Below are 16903 nucleotides of genomic sequence, written 5' to 3'. Positions count from 1 at the left end.
CGAAAGCGGAGACCTGAGAGGAAAGGACTACTACGTTGGCTCTGCCTACGTTGACTCCGGAGCAGCGCGCCGAGGCCCTGGCCAAGGCCGCCGAGGCTCGCAAGGCGCGTTCGGAGCTGCTCGCGTCGATCAAGTCCGGCAAGGAGAGCATCGAGAAGGTGCTCAAGCAGGCCAAGGAGAACAAGACGATCGGGAAGACGAAGGTCACCCAGCTGCTGAAGGCCGTCCCCGGCCTCGGCGCGGTGAAGGTCGCCGCCCTGCTCGAGCAGGCCGGCATCGACCCGGACCGGCGTGCGGCCGGCCTGGGCGAGCGCCAGCGCGAGGCGCTCATCGACGCGCTCAAGTAGCCGTCACCAGGAGCTCCCGCGAGGGGAGTGTCGTCGATGACACTCTCCTCGCGGATCTCCCGAAGCCTGGGACGCTAGGTCTTGTGAGTTCTGCGTCCTCTGGGGCCGAGCCCCAGACCCCAGCCGGGGGGCAAGCCCCCCTGGACCCCCCACAAGCGGTCAGTCCGGCGATCCCGGCACTCGACCTCGCCGCCCGCTACCAGCGTGGCGACTTCCTCTTCACGACGGCCGAGCGCGCACTCCTCGCGCAGGGCGCCATCCGGACGGTGACGGAGACGGACCCCCGGCGGCTCGCCGCGGCGATCCCCGGCGTCCTGGCCGAGACGGGTGCCCCGCTGGCGGCCGGCGTGCTGCCGTTCGACACCGGACCCGACACGAAGGTGCCGGGCCACCTCGTCGTGCCCCGGACCGTCCACCGCTCCGCGGGGACGCCCTCCCTGCCGCGCGAGGTACTGCCGGCGCCCGTGCGGGTGCGTGCGGTCCCCTCACCTGCGCAGCACATGGCCGCCGTGGGCGCGGCCGTGTCGGCGCTGGCCGCGCGTGACCTGCGCAAAGCCGTCCTGGCCAGAGCGCTGGACCTCGAGTTCTCGTCGCCGGTGCCCGCCGAGCGGATCGTGCGCAACCTCGCGGTCGGCAATCCCCGCCACTTCACGTACGCGGCCGAGCTGCCGGGCGGGCGGGCGCTGGTGGGAGCCACCCCTGAGCTGCTGCTGCGCCGGACGGGACGCACGGTCTTCTCGTCCCCGCACGCGGGCTCGATGCCGAGGTCGGCCGACCCGGTGACCGACCGCGCGAACGGCGAGGCGCTGCGGACGTCCCGCAAGGACCAGCTGGAGCACGCGGTGGTGATCGACTACCTGGTCGAGGCCCTGCGGCCGTTCTGCCGGACCCTGGACGTCCCGGCGGGTCCGGAGCTGGTGACGACCCCGGCGATCTGGCACCTCCGGACGCCGATCACGGGCGAGCTGGCAGACCCGGACATCACGGCCCTCGACCTGGCGGCGGCGTTGCACCCGACCCCGGCGATCTGCGGAACCCCGACCGAGGGTGCCCGCGAGCTGGTCCAGGAGCTGGAGCCGTTCGACCGCGACTACTACGCGGGAGCGGTCGGCTGGGTCGACGCGGCAGGTGACGGAGAGTGGGCGGTGGCCATCCGCTGCGCGGAGATCGCGTCGACCTCGATGCGGCTGTACGCGGGCGGCGGAATCGTCGCGGCTTCGGACCCGCAGGCCGAGCTGGACGAGACTACGGCGAAGTTCCGTACCCTGCTGGCGGCGATGGGCCTGGAGGACCTCACCGGGGTCTGACGCGCGGTCAGGGTACCCAGTGCTCCTCGGTGACCGACAGCTCCTCGGTGGTCAGCACCGCGATGGCCGCCCGGTAGCCGTCCGCGGCTTTCAGGTCCGCCAGGCGGGTGGTCGCCGGGTCCAGGGCCGGGGTTTCCGAGGCCGCCAGGCGGGCCGGCTCGTCGTAGCGCGAGAACGTGATGCTCTGCAGGGGGATGCGCAGGCCCTTGCCCGTCGCCTTCATCACCGCTTCCTTGCGGGTCCAGTAGACGAAGAACGCCGCCGCCTTCTCGTCCGGATCCAGGTTCGCCAGGTGGGCGGCCTCCGCCGGGCTCAGTGCGTAGTCGATCAGGCCCTCGTCCGCGCGGCGGGTGGCCGTCTCGACGTCCAGGCCGACCGGGACCGACGGGGTAGCCGCCACGCCGATCAGCTCGCCCGAGTGCGAGATCGAAAGCGCCAGGTCCGCGCCCGGGACGCGGGGACGTCCGTGGGGCTTGCCGCAGTCTTCGCAGGTCGCGTCGAACTTCACCGCTTCGGCGGTCAGCCCGAGCCGCTCCGCCGCGACCGTCTTCGCCAGCACGCGGCCGGTCAGGAAGCGGCGCTTGTCCGCGTCCTGGCGGTACGCCGCGAAGCGTCCTTGCTCGACCTCGTCCAGCAGGCGCAGGTAACGCTCTTCGGCGGGCAACGGCGGTGACCAGCGGACCTCGATCTCCATCACACCCCCGATCTTTCCGGCCGCCGGGGCGGTTGTCACGAATTCCGGATGAGGTCTGGGGTAACCGGCGTCTCACGAGGTACGCTCGGCTAAGCGAGCGCTTAGTCAACCGTAGGAGCAGCGAGGCCATGGATTTCTCTCTCAGCACCGAAGAACGGGAAGTGCGCGACTGGGTCCGCACCTTCGTCCAGCGTGAGCTGATGCCGCTCGAGCAGGAGGTCCTGCGGCGCGAGCGCGCCCACCAGCCCGGCCTGACCGCCGACGAGCTCAAGGACCTGCAGCTCAAGGCCAAGGAGTCCGGCTTCTGGGGCGTCCTCACGCCGGAGGAGTACGGCGGCATGGGCCTGTCCGCGGTGATGGCCGCGCTGCTGGAGGCCGAGCTGGGCCGGACCTTCGTGCCGTTCCGCTTCGGCGGCGCCGCCGACAACATCCTGTTCCACGCCAACGAGGAGCAGAAGCAGGCCTACCTGCTGCCGACCATCTCGGGCGAGCGCAAGTCGTGCTTCGCGATCACCGAGCCGGGTGCCGGGTCGGACGCCAAGGCCATCCGGACCACCGCCCGCAAGGACGGCACCGACTGGATCATCAACGGCGAGAAGACCTTCATCACCGGCGGCAACGAGGCCGACTTCACCATGGTGTTCGCCATCACCGACCCGGAGAAGGGCGCGAACGGCGGCGTCACCTGCTTCCTCGTCGACCGCGAGGCAGGCTGGAAGTCCGAGTACATCGACACCATGGGCGAGTGGGGCCCGGCGTCGCTGGTCTTCCAGGACGTCCGCGTGCCCGAGACGCAGATCCTCGGCGAGGAGGGCCGCGGCTTCGAGCTGGCCATGCAGTGGATCGGCCAGGGCCGCTACCTGCTGCCCGCCCGCGCGATCGGCTCGTGCGAGCGGCTGATCTCGATGGCCATCGAGCACGCCAACACCCGCGAGACGTTCGGGCAGAAGATCGCCGAGCGGCAGGCCATCCAGTGGATGATCGCCGACTCCGGCGTCGAGCTGGAGGCGCTGCGCTGGCTGGTGCTGCACGCCGCCTGGCAGGTCGACCAGGGCATGGACTCGCGGCACGCGCAGTCGATGGCCAAGCTGTACGGCGGCCAGAAGGCCAACGAGATCGTCGACCGCGTCCTGCAGATCCACGGCGGCATGGGCTACACGCGGGAGCTGCCGATCGAGCGGTGGTACCGCGAGCTGCGGCTGCTGCGCATCTACGAGGGCACCGACGAGATCCAGCGGCGGACCATCGCCCGGAACCTGCTCAAGGGGCATGTGAAGGTCGGCGGCACTCTGGGCTGAGAGCGCGCCACACGTTTTCGGGGGTTCCGGGTGGCGGAGCCCCCGGCCGGGGCGAAGCCCCGCAGGACACAGCCGTCAAGGCCACCTTCCCGGTGGCCTTGACGGCGCTTCGGCTTGCTTACTTCTTGTTGCGAATGGCGATCGGGACGCCCGCGAGGTCCTCTTCGTTGCACAGGAGCTTCACGTCGTAGTACGGCGAACCCTGCCGGTCGTCGTAGTCGAGGTGAATCGCCAGCACGTCGAGCGGCTCGCCGAGCCACTCCTGGGCCTGACGCAGCCAGTTGGCGCAGCGCTCCAGAGCCGCGGGGAGATCGTCGTCACGGAACTCGACGGGGCGATAGGGGACATCCTGCACCTGATCGCGGGGGTGTGCCGGCGCCGGGAGGCCCGGCGCGAGACCCGAGTCGTCCAGTTCCAGTTGGATCGTTTCCTCAGTCACCCTTCGAGCGTCCCCCACCCGCGCCGTCTGGGCAAGGCGTACACAGGTAAAAGCGCCGCTAAACGGACACTCCCCACTCTTTCGCGACGATTTCCCGGCACCGGTTCAAGTCGTGGACACCGGGCGGGGACGTGCAGCCCAGCGCCCTCGACGCCAGGTCGGCGTAGTGCTCGGCGAGCTGGTCCAGCGCCAGCGGCCCGCGTGGGGAATACCACCTCGCCACCCCGCTGCACATCTCCAGCAGCGCCAGCCGCGTCACCGCCGGGTGTGCCGTGTGGAACACCCCCGCGGCCACGCCCTCGTCGATCGCGGCGGCCCACAGGTGTTCGTACGCGTCGCGCAGCGCCACCACCGGCTCGCGCGCGGCCGGGGACAGCACGTCGACTTCGTTGTCCACCACCCGGGTTTCCGCCGGGCCGACGGCGTGGGCCAGCACGTGCAGCGCGACCAGCGTGCGCAGCCGGGCCACCGGGTCGGTGCTGCCGGCTGTCGCCTCGCGGGCGGCGTCCAGCAGCCGGTTCAGCGCCGTGTGCATGATCTCGGCGAGGAGATCCTCCTTGGTGCCCATGTAGTGGTAGAGGCTCGCCGAGGACAGTTCCGCCTCCTGCGCCAGATCCCGGATGCCGGTGCCGTGGAAGCCCTTGGTGGCGAACAGCTTCACCGCCGCCGCGCGGACGCGTTCGCGGCTGCTCACAGCCATGCTTCCGCCTTCGCGTCCCAGGACCCGGCGCGCGGGTCGGCCACCTTCCGCAGCTCGCCCTTGGCCACCCGCTCCGACGGCGTCATCGGCAGCTCGTCGGCGAAGGCCCAGAACCGCGGAACCTTGAAGTAGGCCAGCTTTCCCGCGCAGAATCCGGCCAGTTCGGCCGGTTCCGGACGTTCGCCGTCGCACACGACGTACGCCTTGATCTCCTCGCCGCGCAGTTCGTCGGGCACGGCGACGACGGCAGCCAGCCGCACCGCCGGGTGCAGCAGCAGGGCCCGCTCGACCTCGTCGGCGGAGACGTTCTCGCCGCTGCGGCGGATCATGTCCTTCGTGCGGCCGACGTAGTAGACGCGGCCGGCGTCGTCCATCCGCGCGAGGTCGCCGGTGTGGAACCAGCCGCCCTCGAAGGCCTTCGCGGTCGCCTCGGGATCGTCGTGGTAGCCGTGCATCAGCCCGATCCCGCGGATCAGCAGCTGCCCGGTTTCCCCGCGCGGCAACGGCTTCCCGTCGTCGCCGGCGATCATCACCTCGCGGTCGCGGCTCGGCCGCCCGATGCAGCCGGTGCCGACGGTCTCGTCGTGGTCGGCCACGGTCATCCGGATGTCGCCGCCGGTCTCGGTCATCCCGAACGCCTCGTACCACGGCACGCCCCAGCGCGCCTCCAGCTCGGCGTGCAGGTCGTGCGGGATCGCCGACGCGCAGATCGCCCGGACGCGGTGGTCGCGGTCGGCTTCGGACGGTTCCTGGCGCAGCAGCAGCGTGGGCATCAGGCCGAGGCAGTAGAACCAGGTGACACCGTGCTCGCGCACCTTCGCCCAGAACGTGCTGGGGTGGAAGCGGTCCAGCACGACGAGGGTGGCCCCGCCCGCCAGTCCCAGCGCGACGTTCCACTGTGGATCGATGTAGTGGAACGGCTGCGCGGTCAGGATCACGTCGTCCTCGCCGACGGCGGGGAAGTCGGTGGCCAGGCTGACGGCGAGGGTCGTCCAGTAGCGGTTCGGCAGGACACAGCCCTTGGGCGCGCCGGTGGTGCCGGAGGTGTACTGGATGTTCACCGGCAGCTCCGGCACCGCGGTGAACTCCGGCGCCTCCGCTTCGGTGCGGAGTGCGTTCGGGGTGATCACCTCGGCCACGCCGATCCGGCCGAGGAGGCCGGTGAACTCCCCGGCCGCCACGACCAGCTTCGCGCCGGAGTGGCGCAGCACGTGGGCGCCGTCGAACTCCTGGTAGTTCGTGTTGACCGGCACCAGGATCGCGCCGATCTTCGCCAGCGCCAGCCAGGTGAGCGGGAACTCGGGCACGTTGCGCAGCATCACCGCGACCCGGTCGCCGGGGCCGATGCCGCGTTCGGCCAGCGCCGCGGCGATGCGGGAGCTTTCGCGGTCGACCTCGGCGAACGTGAACTTCTGGTCCAGGTGGTCGAAGATCCAGGCCGTGCGGTCCGGCCACAGCGCGGCGGCCCGCGTGACGAGCTGGGCCAGGGTCCCGATCTCGGCGAGCGGCGTCACGACCGGCTCCGGAAGGCCTCCGTGGACGCGGCGACCGCGGCCGAGTGCTCGGTGATCAGGGCGTGGCTGACCTCGAGTTCGAGGGCGGGTTCGACGTCGACGGACGCGTCGAGCACGCGCTTGGCCATGGCCGCCGCCTCCGGCGGGTGCTCCGCGATCCGCTTGGCCCAGCTCAGTGCCTCGGCCTGGAGCTGTTCGGCCGGGACGGCGGCGTTGACCATGCCCAGCTCGGCGGCCTTCCGGCCGTCGAAGCGCTCGCCGAGCAGCAGCAGCTCCTTCGCCTTGAGCGGGCCGACCAGCAGCGGGAGCAGCCGCGACGCCGCGCCGGTGACGCTCAAGCCCAGCGAGACCTCGGGGAACGCGAAGACGGCGTCCTCGGCGGCCAGGATCAGGTCGCAGCCCAGCGCGAACTCCGCGCCCGCGCCGATCGCGTAGCCGTGCACCGCCGCGATCACCGGCTGGCGCAGCGCGCGCAGCCGCCGCGTGACGTCCTGCAGCCGGTCCAGCCGCGCCCGTGAATCACCCGCGGGGGTGGGTTCCTTGAGGTCGTGGCCGGCACAGAAGGCCCGGCCGTTGCCGGACAGCACGACGACGCGGGCGTCGCTGCGGGCGGCCGCGTCGAGGGCGGCGAGGAAGTCGTCGACCAGGACGGCGGCGACCGCGTTGAGCCGCTCGGGCCGGTTCAGCCGGATCTGCGCGATGCCGTCCTCGACGGCGAACTCCACGGTGGGCATGAGGCCGATGCTAGACGTTCGATCGATCGATCGATAGCCTCTGAATCGGCCAGTGGCGCGCAGCGCCTCCGTTGAGGGTGGTGGTGGGGAGGAAGGCGGAGATGCGGGTCGATGCGGTCTACGAGAACGCCACGGTGTGGACAGGCGCGGGCGTGACCAGCGCACTCGCCGTCCTGCACGGCCGCGTCGTGGCCCTCGGGGACGACGCGCGCGAGCTGTCCGCGCGCTCGCGCGTCGACCTCGGCGGCGGCTTCGTCGTGCCCGGCTTCCACGACGCCCACAACCACATGGCGTGGTTCGGGATGGCCCTGGACGACGTCCCGCTCGGCGGCTGCCGCAGCGTCGAGGAGGTCTACGACGCCGTCGCCGCGCGCGCCGCGACGCTGCCGCCCGGCAGCTGGGTGGTCGGCAGCGGGTACGACCAGAACAAGCTCGCCGGTGGCCACCCGGACCGGCACGGCCTCGACCGCGCCGCGCCGGGCATGCTCGTGCGGCTCAAGCACACGTCCGGGCACATGACCGTGGTCAACTCGGCCGTGCTCGACCGCCTCGACCTGGCGCACGTGCCCGTCGGCGGCGACGTCGTGCTCGACGGCGACGGCTCGCCGACCGGGCTGCTGCGCGAGCAGGCCCAGCTGCTGCTGCGGCCGCTGACGTACCCGACGCCGGTGGAGCGCGTCGTGCGCGGGCTGGACCGCGCGTCCGGGCAGTACCTGGCCGAGGGCATCACCAGCGTCCAGGAGGCCGGGATCGGCGGTGGCCTGGTCGGCGAGACGCCCGCCGAGCTGGCCGCCTACCAGATCGCGCGCGACCGCGGGGTGCTGCGCGTGCGCAGCACCGTGATGGTCGCCGCGAGCGTGCTGCACGACCTGCCCGACGGCGCCGGGTTCGGCCTCGACCTCGGCCTGCGCACCGGCCTGGGCGACGAGTGGCTGCGCGTCGGCCCGATGAAGTTGTTCGCCGACGGCTCCCTGGTCGGGCGCACCTGCGCGATGCACGACCCGTTCGACGGCGAGCCGGGCAACCGCGGGTACTTCCAGGTGCCCGAGGACGAGCTGGCAGGCACGATCCGCCGCGCGCACGAAGCGGGCTGGCAGATCGCGACGCACGCGATCGGCGACCGCGCGATCACCGTCGTCCTCGACGCGTACGAAGCCGCGCTGGCCGCTTCGCCGCGCACGGACCACAGGCACCGCATCGAGCACTGCGCGGTGCTGCAGCCGGCGGAGCTGACCCGCCTCGCCGCGCTCGGGCTCATCCCGTCACCGCAGGGTCGGTTCGTCAACGAGCTGGGCGACGGCATGCGCGCCGCCCTCGGCGAGCCTCGCGTGCCGTGGTGCTATCGGCTGCGAAGCCTCCTCGACGCGGGTTGCGTGCTTCCGGCGTCCTCGGACCGGCCGGTCGTGAACGGCGCGCCGCTGCTCGCCCTGGCCGACATGGTGCGTCGGCGCACGGCGTCCGGCGCCCCCTTCGCCCCTGAAGAGGCGCTGACGCCGGAGCAGGCGTTGCGCGCGTACACGTACGGTTCGGCGTACGCGACCTTCGCCGAGCGTGACCTGGGCACGCTCGAACCCGGGAAGCTCGCCGACTTCGCCGTGCTGTCCGGATCGCCCCTGGCCGAGTCCGCTTTGGACGAGCTGACCGTGCTGGGCACCGCCGTCGGCGGCGAACTGCGTTATCAGGCCTGATGACCACCTCCTCGCCCCGACCATAACGACCACCACCGACAAAACCGGGAGGCCCGATGCCGGTCCGCGACGCCGTCGCCGAAGACGTCGAAGAAATCTGCGCGCTCATCGAGGAGCACGCCGTCTACGAGGACAAGCACGACCTCAAGCTCGACCGCGCCGAGATGAGCGCGCACCTCTTCGGCCCGGACCCGAAGGCGTGGGTGCTGATCGCGACCCCGCCCGGCGAGCCCGGCGCGGTGGCCGGCTTCGCCTTCTGCAGCTGGAACTTCTCCACCTGGGAGGCGCGCCCGGGGATCTGGCTCGACGACCTGTTCGTCCGCCCCGCGTACCGGCGGTCCGGGCTCGGCCGCGAGCTGCTCGACGAGCTGCGCACCCGCACGACCGGCCGCGTCGAGTGGGACATGCAGGCGGGCAACGAGAAAGCCGAGGCGTTCTACGCGCAGCTCGGCGCGGAACCGGTTCCCGGGTGGATCCGCTACCGCTGGCGGCCGTGAACTTTCACGAGAAAGAACCCGGCCCCGTATCGTATGCGGCATGGGAGATGGTTCGGTCCGGAGGTCCTCGTCGGTCGAGGACTACGTCCGGGTGATCTACGGCCTGGTCGAGCGGGGTGAGGCGGTCACCAACACGTCGCTCGCCGGCCGGCTGGAGGTCAGCCCGTCCTCGGCGTCGGGGATGGTCACGAAGCTGTCCCAGCTCGGCCTGGTCACGCACGTGCCGTACCGCGGCATCGAGCTGACGGCCGACGGCAGGCTGCTGGCGCGCTCGGTGCTCCGGCGCCACCGGCTGATCGAGACGTACCTGGTGTCCGAGCTCGGCTACACGTGGGACGAGGTCCACGCGGAGGCGGACGCGCTGGAGCACGCGGTGTCGGACCGGCTGGTCGAGCGCATCGCGGCGAAGCTGGGCAACCCGGTCCGCGACCCGCACGGCGACCCGATCCCGGCACCCGACGGCAGCGTCGAGGAACTGCCGGTCCGCATCCTCGACGACCTCCCGCCGGGCGCGGTCGGCGAGATCGTCCGGGTCTGGGACACCGACCCGGAGCTGCTGCGGTACCTGACCGAACACGCGATCAACCTGGGCGAACGCATCGAGGTCGTCGAGCGCCAGCCGTTCGGCGGCCCGATGGTGGTGAAGGTGGGCTCGCCGCCGGACACGGCCACGCACGCCATCGGCAAGGAGATCGCGCAGGCGTTGTCGGTCACGCTGCGCTGAGCCGACCCGAACACCGGATCCGGCGAGCCGCCCCCGCACGACATGAACGACTCTTTCCTGTCGTCAGACGAGGTGAACGACTCGTTCATGACGTCCGGTCACCCGCGGCGCAGGCGTTGTCGGTCACGCTGCGCTGAGCGACGTACGCGCGGGTGACGTCGTGAAGCGGATGTGGTGACAGGGCCGCGCCCCCGACGATGGGCCGCATGAAACCTTTCCGCTTCGGCATCGTCGCCGGCTTCGCGCCCGACCTCACTTCGTGGACCGCCCAGGCCCGGCGGGTCGAGGACCTCGGCTTCGACACCCTGCTCGCCACCGATCCCGTCGGCGACGCCGACCCCTTCGTCCTGCTCGGTGCCGCCGCCGCGGTCACCGGGCGGCTCACCCTCGGGACCTTCGTGCTCGCCGATCCCTTCCGGTCCGCGGAGGCGCTCGGCTGGCAGGCGCGGACCCTGCACCGGCTGACCGGGGGACGGTTCGAGCTGGGGCTCGGCGTCGGACGGCCCGGGGCCGGGACGCACGCGGCGGCGCTGGGCCGGGAGTTCCCCGCACCGGGTGAGCGCATCACCCGGATGGCCGCCACCATCGCCCACCTCAAGCGCGATGCCGACCGGCCGCGCCTGCTGCTCGCCGGCAGCGGACCGAAAATGCTCGCGCTCGCCGCGCAGGAAGCCGACACCCTGACGTTCGCGTGGGCGCCGAAGACGACCGAAGCCGACGCGCAGTCCATTGTGGATCGATTCGGTGCGCTCGCCGGGTCGCGGCGGCCGGAGATCGAACTGGGGATGAACCTCATGGCCGTCGGGGACGAGCCGTCGCCGGGGATCGCGCGGTGGGCCGGAGCCGACGTGCCGGAGCTGGCCGCCGCCGGTGCCGTCACCGTGTTGCCCGCCGATCCCGGCGAGGCCGCGGAAAAGCTTCTCGGCTGGCGGGAACGGTGGGGGATTTCCTATGTCACGATCAACTCCGGCTACGCCGAACCGTTCGCCGCGATCGCCGCGCGGGTGCGGGCGGCAGGTGGGTGAGAACCCTTCCGATCTTGGGAAGCGGCGCCTACGCTCCAGTGTTCGTATTCGGGAGTGCTTCGGAGCGTTGTGATGACCGGTCAGCGAACACGCACGATCGACCGGGGGGAACAGGCGGAGCTGAGCCGGCTGCTGGCGGCGGGACCGTTCGACGTGGCCCTGCGGGCCGCGATCCGGGCCCGCGGCCTCGGCCTCGATCGGATCCGCTATCGCTTGCGCGGCAGGGGAACCACGGTCAGCCTGGCCACCCTCAGCCACTGGCAGTCGGGACGGTGCCGGCCGGAGCGGCCGGAGTCGTTGGAGGCATTGCGGAATCTCGAGGACATCCTGAACGTGCCGGACGGCTCGCTCAGCAGGCTCCTCGGGCCGCCGCGCGGCAGAGTCCGGGTCCACGCCCAGTCCTCGGCGCTCAACTGAGCGGTACCAACGAAAACCGGGGTGATGACATGAATGACTCGTTCATGTCGCCGGATGACATGAACGAGTCGTTCATGTCGTCCGAATCCCGGTTCCGCCCAAGGCGACACTAGGCTCGCGCCATGCGAGCTGTCGTGATGGAGGAGTTCTGCGTCCCGCCCGTGGTGCGGGACGTGCCCGAGCCGGTGGCCGCGCCCGGTGGTGCCGTGATCGAGGTCGACGCCACCGGCGTGTGCCGCAGCGACTGGCACACCTGGCAGGGCCACGACCCCGGCGTCACGCTGCCGCACGTCGCCGGGCACGAGCTGGCCGGCCGGATCGTCGCGCTCGGGGACGGCGTCCGCGGGTGGGAACTCGGCGCGCGCGTCACCGTGCCGTTCGTCTGCGCCTGCGGGTCGTGCGCCCAGTGCGCCCGCGGCGACCAGCAGATCTGCGACCGCGAGTTCCAGCCCGGCGCGACGCACTGGGGGTCGTTCGCCGAGCGCGTCGCGATCGAGCACGCCGAGACGAACCTGGTGGCACTGCCCGATTCCCTCGGCGCGGCGGAGGCGGCCGCGCTCGGCTGCCGGTTCGGCACGGCCTTCCGCGCGGTGCTGCGGCAGGGGCGGGTCACCGCCGGCCAGTGGGTGTCGGTGTACGGCTGCGGTGGCGTCGGGATCTCCGCGGTGCTGCTGGCCGTCGCGGCGGGCGCGAAGGTCGTCGCGGTCGACGTCTCGCCGTCCGCGCTGCAGCTCGCGGCGAAGTCGGGCGCCGCGCTGACCGTCGACGCCGCGGGCTTCGACGGCCCCGAATCCGTCGCCGCGCACGTCCGCGAGCTGACCGGCGGCGGCACGCACGTCTCGCTCGACTGCCTCGGCTCGCCCTCGACGTGCGCCGCGTCGGTCGGGAGCCTGCGCAAGCGCGGACGGCACGTCCAGGCCGGGCTGATGCCGCCGGCACAGGGCGTCGCGCCGATCCCGATGCACCGGGTCGTCGGCGGCGAGCTGGAGCTGGTGGGCATCCACGGCCTGCAGGCCCACGAATATCCGGAACTGCTGCGCGTCGTCGAGACGGCGGGGATCGACCTCGCCGCGCTCATCGGACGGCGGATCGGGCTCGACGACGTACCGGCCGCGCTGGCGGCGATGAACGACCCGGTTCCGGCGCACGCGGGCGTCACCGTCGTGACGTTCGGTCACTGATCCGCGGCGCCCCGGTCAAGTGACCGGTTCGTAGCCGCGGCACGCTGGCCTGCGACATCCGGGTGTGGGAACGTCGGAGCCATGGTGACGCACAGTCAGCCGCAGGAGTGTCCCGCTGGTCCATGGGGACGGCTCCTGCGGAAGTACGCCGCTGCGGGTGTCACGTTCCGCGGTCACCGGGTCGTGCCCGCGACGCTCACCCAGCGTGTCCGCCGGGAGTCTCCGGCACAATCGGGGTGATGGACGCCCTCCTGCCGCGGCCGCGCGCCGAGATCGCCCCCGGCGCGGTGCACGTGCCGGGCTGGCTCGGCTTCGCCGAACAGCGCGAACTCGTCGCCGCCTGCCGCGGCTGGTCCGGCTACCGCCACACCCGGCTGCCGAACGGCGGCGTCATGTCGGTGAAGTCGGTCTGCCTCGGCTGGCACTGGTACCCGTACGGCTACTCGCGCACGACCGGGGAAGGAACCCCGGTGCTGCCGTTCCCGGACTGGCTCGGCGACCTCGGCCGCCGCGCGCTGGCGGACGCGTACGGCGAGCCGTCGGAGGACTACGCGCCCGACATCGCGCTGGTCAACTTCTACGACGCCACCGCGAAAATGGGGCTGCACCAGGACAAGGACGAGCGCAGCCCGGACCCGGTGGTGTCGCTGAGCCTCGGCGACGCGTGCGTGTTCCGCTTCGGCAACACCGAAACCCGCGGCCGCCCGTACACCGACGTCGAACTGCAGTCGGGTGACCTGTTCGTGTTCGGCGGCCCGTCCCGGCTGGCCTACCACGGCGTGCCGAAGACCCTGCCGGGCACGGCGGACCCGGCGCTGGGCCTGACCGGGCGGCTGAACATCACGCTGCGGGTGTCCGGCTTCTAGTCCTCTGTGGACTCGTCCTCCTCCGGCACCACGATGAGCCGGACGGCCAGCGCGCGCGAGCCTTCGGGGTGCTGCCCCGGCTCGGTGACGTACTTCCAGACCAGGTTCTGGTACTCCTCGACGAACGAGGTGATCTGCTCCTTCGTCAGGTACAGCCCGGCGCGGTAGATCTGGTTCCAGCCTTCGGAGCTGTCGTAGCCCGCGTACGCGCGCGTCACCAGGCCCAGGTCGTGGCTCAGCTTGAGCGCGCCCAGCTTGAGGGCGGCCTCGCGCTCGTCCGGCGTCATCTCCAGGCCCGGTGGGGTGTAGATGTCCTTCGTCAGCGACTTCCACCAGCGTTCGCGGCCGGTGGAGCGCTCCTCGATCTCGGCGATCAGGTTCAGGTCGGCGAGCTTGCGGAGGTGGTAGCTGGTCGTCCCGGTGCTCTCGCCGAGGGCCTTCGCGACGCTCGTCGAGTTCGCTTCGCCGTGTTTGCCCAGGTAGCTGAGGATGTCGCGGCGGACAGGGTTGGCCAGTGCCTTGTAGAAGGCCTTGAGATCCGCGCCGGTGAGGACGCGCTTTTCCGGACGTTGGACCATGCCGGGAGCGTACTACAGAGACTGTTTGCAAAAAATCTCTGCAATCGGCTACCGTGGTTCCCGAGAGAGACTTCGGGGGTTGCGATGAAGAAGCTGTTCTGGGCGGCGGGGCTGTGCCTGCTGCCGTGGATCGCGGTGCTGGGGCTGACACTGCCGGACGTCGTGCAGGCGCAGCACTGGCGACTGGCCTGGACGGGATTCGACACGGCCGAGGCGGCCGGCCTGCTGGCCACGGCGTGGCTGCTCGGCCGGGGCGACCCGCGGACGCCGTTCGCGGCGATCGCGGCGGCGACGCTGCTGCTGGCCGACGCGTGGTTCGACGTCGTGACGGCGGGCGACGACGTCGTGTTTTCGCTGCTCATGGCCGGTCTGGAGGTGCCGCTGGCGCTGGCCTGCCTGTCCGTGGCGATGCCGCGGCCGTCGGTGCCCGCCCATGTCTGAGCTGGACGCGCGGCTGCGCGACGAGATCGACGACCAGGTCGCGGAGGCACTGCACGCGTACCTGGCCGACCGCCCGCCCCGCCGGGCGCGGCGCGCCTGGCCACTGGTGGTGACGGTGGCACTGGGGGTCGTCACCACCTGGCTCGCGCCCGGCGTGGCCTGGGCGGCGTGGCTCGCGATCGCGGTGTCGAACGTCGCCTGGCTGGTCTTCCGCAGCTCGTCGTGAGTGGTAATTCGGGTTCTAACCCGAATTACCACTCACGAGGCGGGACGGAACCGTACGGTCTGTCCGGGCCGCAGCTGGGCGGCGAGGTCGAGGTCCTCCTCCTCGACGACCGCGATCACCGGGTAGCCGCCGGTTGTCGGGTGGTCGGCGTGGAACAGGATCGGCCGTCCCGACGGCGGCACCTGGACCGAGCCCGGCACGCACGCCTCCGACGGCAGCTCGTCGTGCCGGGCCCGGGCGAGGGCGGGGCCGGTGAAGCGGATGCCGACGCGGTCGGAGTCCGGGGAGACCGTGTACACAGTGGACAGTAGCTCGTCCGGCGCGGCGAACCAGTCGCGACGCGGTCCCGGCGTCACCCGCAACACCGGGTCCGCGGGCAACGCCGCACGGGGCGCGAGGTCCACGACGGGGAAGCCGCGCGGCCGTGGCCCCACCGGCAGCAGCATTCCGGCGGCGAGCGGCGGCGGGCCGAGCTTGCCCAGCGTGTCCGTGGACCGCGAGCCGAGGACCGGCGGCACGTCGATCCCGCCGCGTACCGCGACGTAACAGCGCAGGCCCGCCGACGCCGTGCCCAGCACCAGTTCGTCGCCCGGCCACAGCGTGATCGGCGCGTTCATGCCGCCGGGCGACACCGGGCACACCGCCCCGGTGACGGCCACCGTGGTGACCGCCGACGCCCGCAGCACCAGCCCGCCGAGCGTCACCTCCAGGGCCGCGGCGCCGGGATCGTTCCCGACGAGCCGGTTGGCCAGGAGGAACGAACCGCGGTCGGCCGCGCCGGAACGGCCGACGCCGAGCGCCGCGTGTCCGGGCCGGCCGAGGTCCTGCACCGTCGTCATGAATCCCGGCCGCACGACTTCGAGCTTCACGCCGTCACCGCCCGAAACCGGACGCGCGTGCCCGGCGGCAGCAGGTTCGGCGGATCGCGCTCGACGTCCCACACCCGCACGTCCGTGCGGCCCAGCAGCCGCCAGCCGCCCGGGGACGCGCTCGGGTAGACCGCGCTGTACTCGCCGGCGACGGCCACCGAACCGGGCGGGATGCGCGTGCGCGGCGACGACCGGCGGGCCACGTGCAACGCCGGGTCCGACCCCGTCAGGTACGCGAATCCCGGGGCGAACCCGCAGAACGCCGAGACGTACGAGCCCGCGGTGTGCCGGTCGACCAGCGAAGCCACGCTCAACCCCGTTTCGGCCGCGACGTCGGCGAGGTCTTCGCCGTCGTAGACGACCGGGATCACCACCTCGCCCGCGTCCGCCGCGCGACTGTCCACAGGGGACACCCGGCGCAGCGCGGCACCGAGGCGTCCGGCGTCGGTCACCGCCGGGTCGAAGCGCACCAAGAGCGTCCTGGCCGCCGGGACCAGCTCCACGACCCCGTCCGGCGGCGCCTGCTCCAGCGCCGCCTGGAAACCCAGGACGTCGTCGAGTTCCGCCAGCAGCGCGCGCCGCCCGCACGGCAGCAACCGGACGGTCATCCGGTGAACGCACCGAGCGGGACGCCCGCCTCGGCCAGCCCGGCCCGGATCCGCCGCGCCAGCTCCACCGCGCCCGGCGTGTCCCCGTGCACGCACAGGGAATCCGGGCGCAAGTCGAGCTTCCCCCCGTCGGCGGTCAGGACTCCGCCGCCGGTCGCCATCGCGACCGCCCGTTCGGCCACCGCCGCGGCGTCGTGCAGCACCGCACCCGGCTGCTTGCGCGACACGAGCCTGCCTTCCGCGGTGTAGGCGCGGTCGGCGAACGCCTCCGCGTACGCCACCACGCCCGCTTTTTCCGCCTGCCGCTGCATTTCCGAGTCCGGCAGGCAGAGCAGCGCCAGCGCCGGGTCGTACCGGCGCAGGCCGTCGACGATCGCCGCGGCCTGCTCGGCGTTCCCCGCCGCGGTGTTGTACAACGCGCCGTGCGGCTTCACGTACGTCACCCGGCTGCCCGCCGCGCGGGCGAACGCGTCGAGCGCGCCGATCTGGTAGAGCACTTCGTTCGCCAGGTCCTCCGGCGCGATGTCGAGCGCGCGCCTGCCGAACCCGGCCAGATCGCGGTAGCCGACGTGCGCGCCGATCGCGACACCGCGTTCGGCCGCCAGCTCGCACACCCGCCGCATCACCGACGGGTCGCCCGCGTGGAAGCCGCACGCGACGTTCGCGCTGGTCACGATGTCGAGCATGGCTTCGTCGTCGCCCATCTTCCAGGCGCCGAAGCCCTCGCCGAGGTCGCTGTTCAGATCCATT

Annotated in this window: 21 protein-coding genes; 12 read left to right on the top strand and 9 right to left on the bottom strand. The window is 72.1% G+C overall.

Features of this window, described 5'->3' with window-relative positions:
* Positions 1-35: 35 nt before the first annotated feature.
* Together mihF and ABJI51_RS16260 are read left to right on the top strand one after the other, a co-directional pair.
* On the top strand, positions 36-347 hold the full coding sequence (gene mihF / locus ABJI51_RS16265) for an integration host factor, actinobacterial type (RefSeq protein ID WP_051767699.1): 312 nt from the start codon (positions 36-38) through the stop codon (positions 345-347).
* 140 nt (positions 348-487) lie between these two features.
* The gene (locus ABJI51_RS16260; protein WP_348951894.1) at positions 488-1654 is read left to right on the top strand and encodes an isochorismate synthase; all 1167 of its coding nucleotides are present in this window, start codon (positions 488-490) and stop codon (positions 1652-1654) included.
* A 7-nt stretch (positions 1655-1661) separates the two neighbouring features.
* On the opposite strand, the gene ABJI51_RS16255 is transcribed toward ABJI51_RS16260, so the two are convergent.
* Positions 1662-2348: a 4'-phosphopantetheinyl transferase family protein gene (locus ABJI51_RS16255; RefSeq protein WP_431605615.1), complete on the bottom strand. Its 687-nt coding sequence runs from the start codon at positions 2346-2348 to the stop codon at positions 1662-1664.
* Positions 2349-2476: 128 nt separating this feature from the next.
* Here ABJI51_RS16255 and ABJI51_RS16250 point away from each other — a divergent pair, with 128 nt between their 5' ends.
* Positions 2477-3646: an acyl-CoA dehydrogenase family protein gene (locus tag ABJI51_RS16250; protein ID WP_348951631.1), complete on the top strand. Its 1170-nt coding sequence runs from the start codon at positions 2477-2479 to the stop codon at positions 3644-3646.
* A 118-nt stretch (positions 3647-3764) separates the two neighbouring features.
* Here the strand turns inward: ABJI51_RS16250 and ABJI51_RS16245 are convergent, their stop codons facing one another.
* Genes ABJI51_RS16245 through ABJI51_RS16230 form a run of 4 tightly spaced genes read right to left on the bottom strand, consistent with a single transcriptional unit; the run spans position 3765 to position 7033 of the window.
* Positions 3765-4085 carry a hypothetical protein gene (locus tag ABJI51_RS16245; protein ID WP_348951629.1) on the bottom strand — a complete coding sequence of 107 codons (321 nt, stop codon included), beginning with the start codon at positions 4083-4085 and terminating at the stop codon, positions 3765-3767.
* 58 nt (positions 4086-4143) lie between these two features.
* Positions 4144-4785 carry a TetR/AcrR family transcriptional regulator gene (locus tag ABJI51_RS16240; protein ID WP_348951627.1) on the bottom strand — a complete coding sequence of 214 codons (642 nt, stop codon included), beginning with the start codon at positions 4783-4785 and terminating at the stop codon, positions 4144-4146.
* Positions 4776-6299: an ATP-dependent acyl-CoA ligase gene (locus ABJI51_RS16235; protein ID WP_348951625.1), complete on the bottom strand. Its 1524-nt coding sequence runs from the start codon at positions 6297-6299 to the stop codon at positions 4776-4778. The genes ABJI51_RS16240 and ABJI51_RS16235 overlap by 10 nt, the downstream gene beginning before the upstream one ends.
* Entirely contained in the window at positions 6296-7033 is a 738-nt protein-coding gene (locus tag ABJI51_RS16230; protein ID WP_348951623.1) for an enoyl-CoA hydratase/isomerase family protein, read from the bottom strand. Before ABJI51_RS16230 ends, ABJI51_RS16235 begins: the two co-directional genes overlap by 4 nt.
* A gap of 101 nt (positions 7034-7134) precedes the next feature.
* On the opposite strand from ABJI51_RS16230, the gene ABJI51_RS16225 reads away from it, so the two are divergent.
* The 7 genes from ABJI51_RS16225 (at position 7135) to ABJI51_RS16195 (ending at position 13431) form a co-directional block, all read left to right on the top strand.
* Positions 7135-8721 (top strand): amidohydrolase, encoded by a 1587-nt coding sequence (locus ABJI51_RS16225; protein WP_348951621.1) that lies wholly within the window; start codon positions 7135-7137, stop codon positions 8719-8721.
* Between the two features lie 56 nt (positions 8722-8777).
* Positions 8778-9218, top strand: a complete 441-nt coding sequence (locus ABJI51_RS16220; RefSeq protein ID WP_348951619.1) for a GNAT family N-acetyltransferase — start codon at positions 8778-8780, stop codon at positions 9216-9218.
* A gap of 40 nt (positions 9219-9258) precedes the next feature.
* A complete protein-coding gene (locus ABJI51_RS16215; RefSeq protein ID WP_348951618.1) occupies positions 9259-9942 on the top strand; it encodes a metal-dependent transcriptional regulator in 684 nt (227 codons plus the stop codon).
* Positions 9943-10148: 206 nt separating this feature from the next.
* Complete coding sequence (locus ABJI51_RS16210; RefSeq protein WP_348951616.1) at positions 10149-10967, top strand: LLM class flavin-dependent oxidoreductase; 819 nt, start codon at positions 10149-10151, stop codon at positions 10965-10967.
* A 72-nt stretch (positions 10968-11039) separates the two neighbouring features.
* Entirely contained in the window at positions 11040-11384 is a 345-nt protein-coding gene (locus tag ABJI51_RS16205; RefSeq protein WP_348951614.1) for a transcriptional regulator, read from the top strand.
* A gap of 122 nt (positions 11385-11506) precedes the next feature.
* A complete protein-coding gene (locus ABJI51_RS16200) occupies positions 11507-12565 on the top strand; it encodes a zinc-binding dehydrogenase (RefSeq protein WP_348951612.1) in 1059 nt (352 codons plus the stop codon).
* A gap of 239 nt (positions 12566-12804) precedes the next feature.
* Entirely contained in the window at positions 12805-13431 is a 627-nt protein-coding gene (locus ABJI51_RS16195) for an alpha-ketoglutarate-dependent dioxygenase AlkB family protein (protein ID WP_348951610.1), read from the top strand.
* Here the strand turns inward: ABJI51_RS16195 and ABJI51_RS16190 are convergent.
* A complete protein-coding gene (locus ABJI51_RS16190; RefSeq protein WP_348951608.1) occupies positions 13428-14009 on the bottom strand; it encodes an ArsR/SmtB family transcription factor in 582 nt (193 codons plus the stop codon). The two genes, ABJI51_RS16195 and ABJI51_RS16190, sit on opposite strands and share 4 nt — an antisense overlap.
* Before the next feature lie 84 nt (positions 14010-14093).
* Here ABJI51_RS16190 and ABJI51_RS16185 point away from each other — a divergent pair, with 84 nt between their 5' ends.
* Positions 14094-14450 carry a hypothetical protein gene (locus tag ABJI51_RS16185; RefSeq protein ID WP_348951606.1) on the top strand — a complete coding sequence of 119 codons (357 nt, stop codon included), beginning with the start codon at positions 14094-14096 and terminating at the stop codon, positions 14448-14450.
* A complete protein-coding gene (locus ABJI51_RS16180) occupies positions 14443-14676 on the top strand; it encodes a hypothetical protein (protein WP_348951604.1) in 234 nt (77 codons plus the stop codon). Before ABJI51_RS16185 ends, ABJI51_RS16180 begins: the two co-directional genes overlap by 8 nt.
* Before the next feature lie 32 nt (positions 14677-14708).
* On the opposite strand, the gene ABJI51_RS16175 is transcribed toward ABJI51_RS16180, so the two are convergent.
* From ABJI51_RS16175 to ABJI51_RS16165, 3 genes are read right to left on the bottom strand one after another with little or no spacing between them, the layout of a single operon-like run.
* Positions 14709-15545 carry a 5-oxoprolinase subunit C family protein gene (locus ABJI51_RS16175; RefSeq protein ID WP_348951602.1) on the bottom strand — a complete coding sequence of 279 codons (837 nt, stop codon included), beginning with the start codon at positions 15543-15545 and terminating at the stop codon, positions 14709-14711.
* Positions 15542-16153 (bottom strand): 5-oxoprolinase subunit B family protein, encoded by a 612-nt coding sequence (locus tag ABJI51_RS16170; protein ID WP_348951600.1) that lies wholly within the window; start codon positions 16151-16153, stop codon positions 15542-15544. Before ABJI51_RS16170 ends, ABJI51_RS16175 begins: the two co-directional genes overlap by 4 nt.
* On the bottom strand, positions 16150-16902 hold the full coding sequence (locus ABJI51_RS16165; protein ID WP_348951598.1) for a LamB/YcsF family protein: 753 nt from the start codon (positions 16900-16902) through the stop codon (positions 16150-16152). Before ABJI51_RS16165 ends, ABJI51_RS16170 begins: the two co-directional genes overlap by 4 nt.
* Between the last annotated feature and the right edge of the window lies 1 nt (position 16903).

It is taken from the genome of Amycolatopsis melonis, from assembly GCF_040064235.1.
Taxonomy (GTDB): Bacteria; Actinomycetota; Actinomycetes; order Mycobacteriales; family Pseudonocardiaceae; genus Amycolatopsis; species Amycolatopsis melonis.
This window is presented reverse-complemented; position numbering and strand designations above follow the sequence as displayed.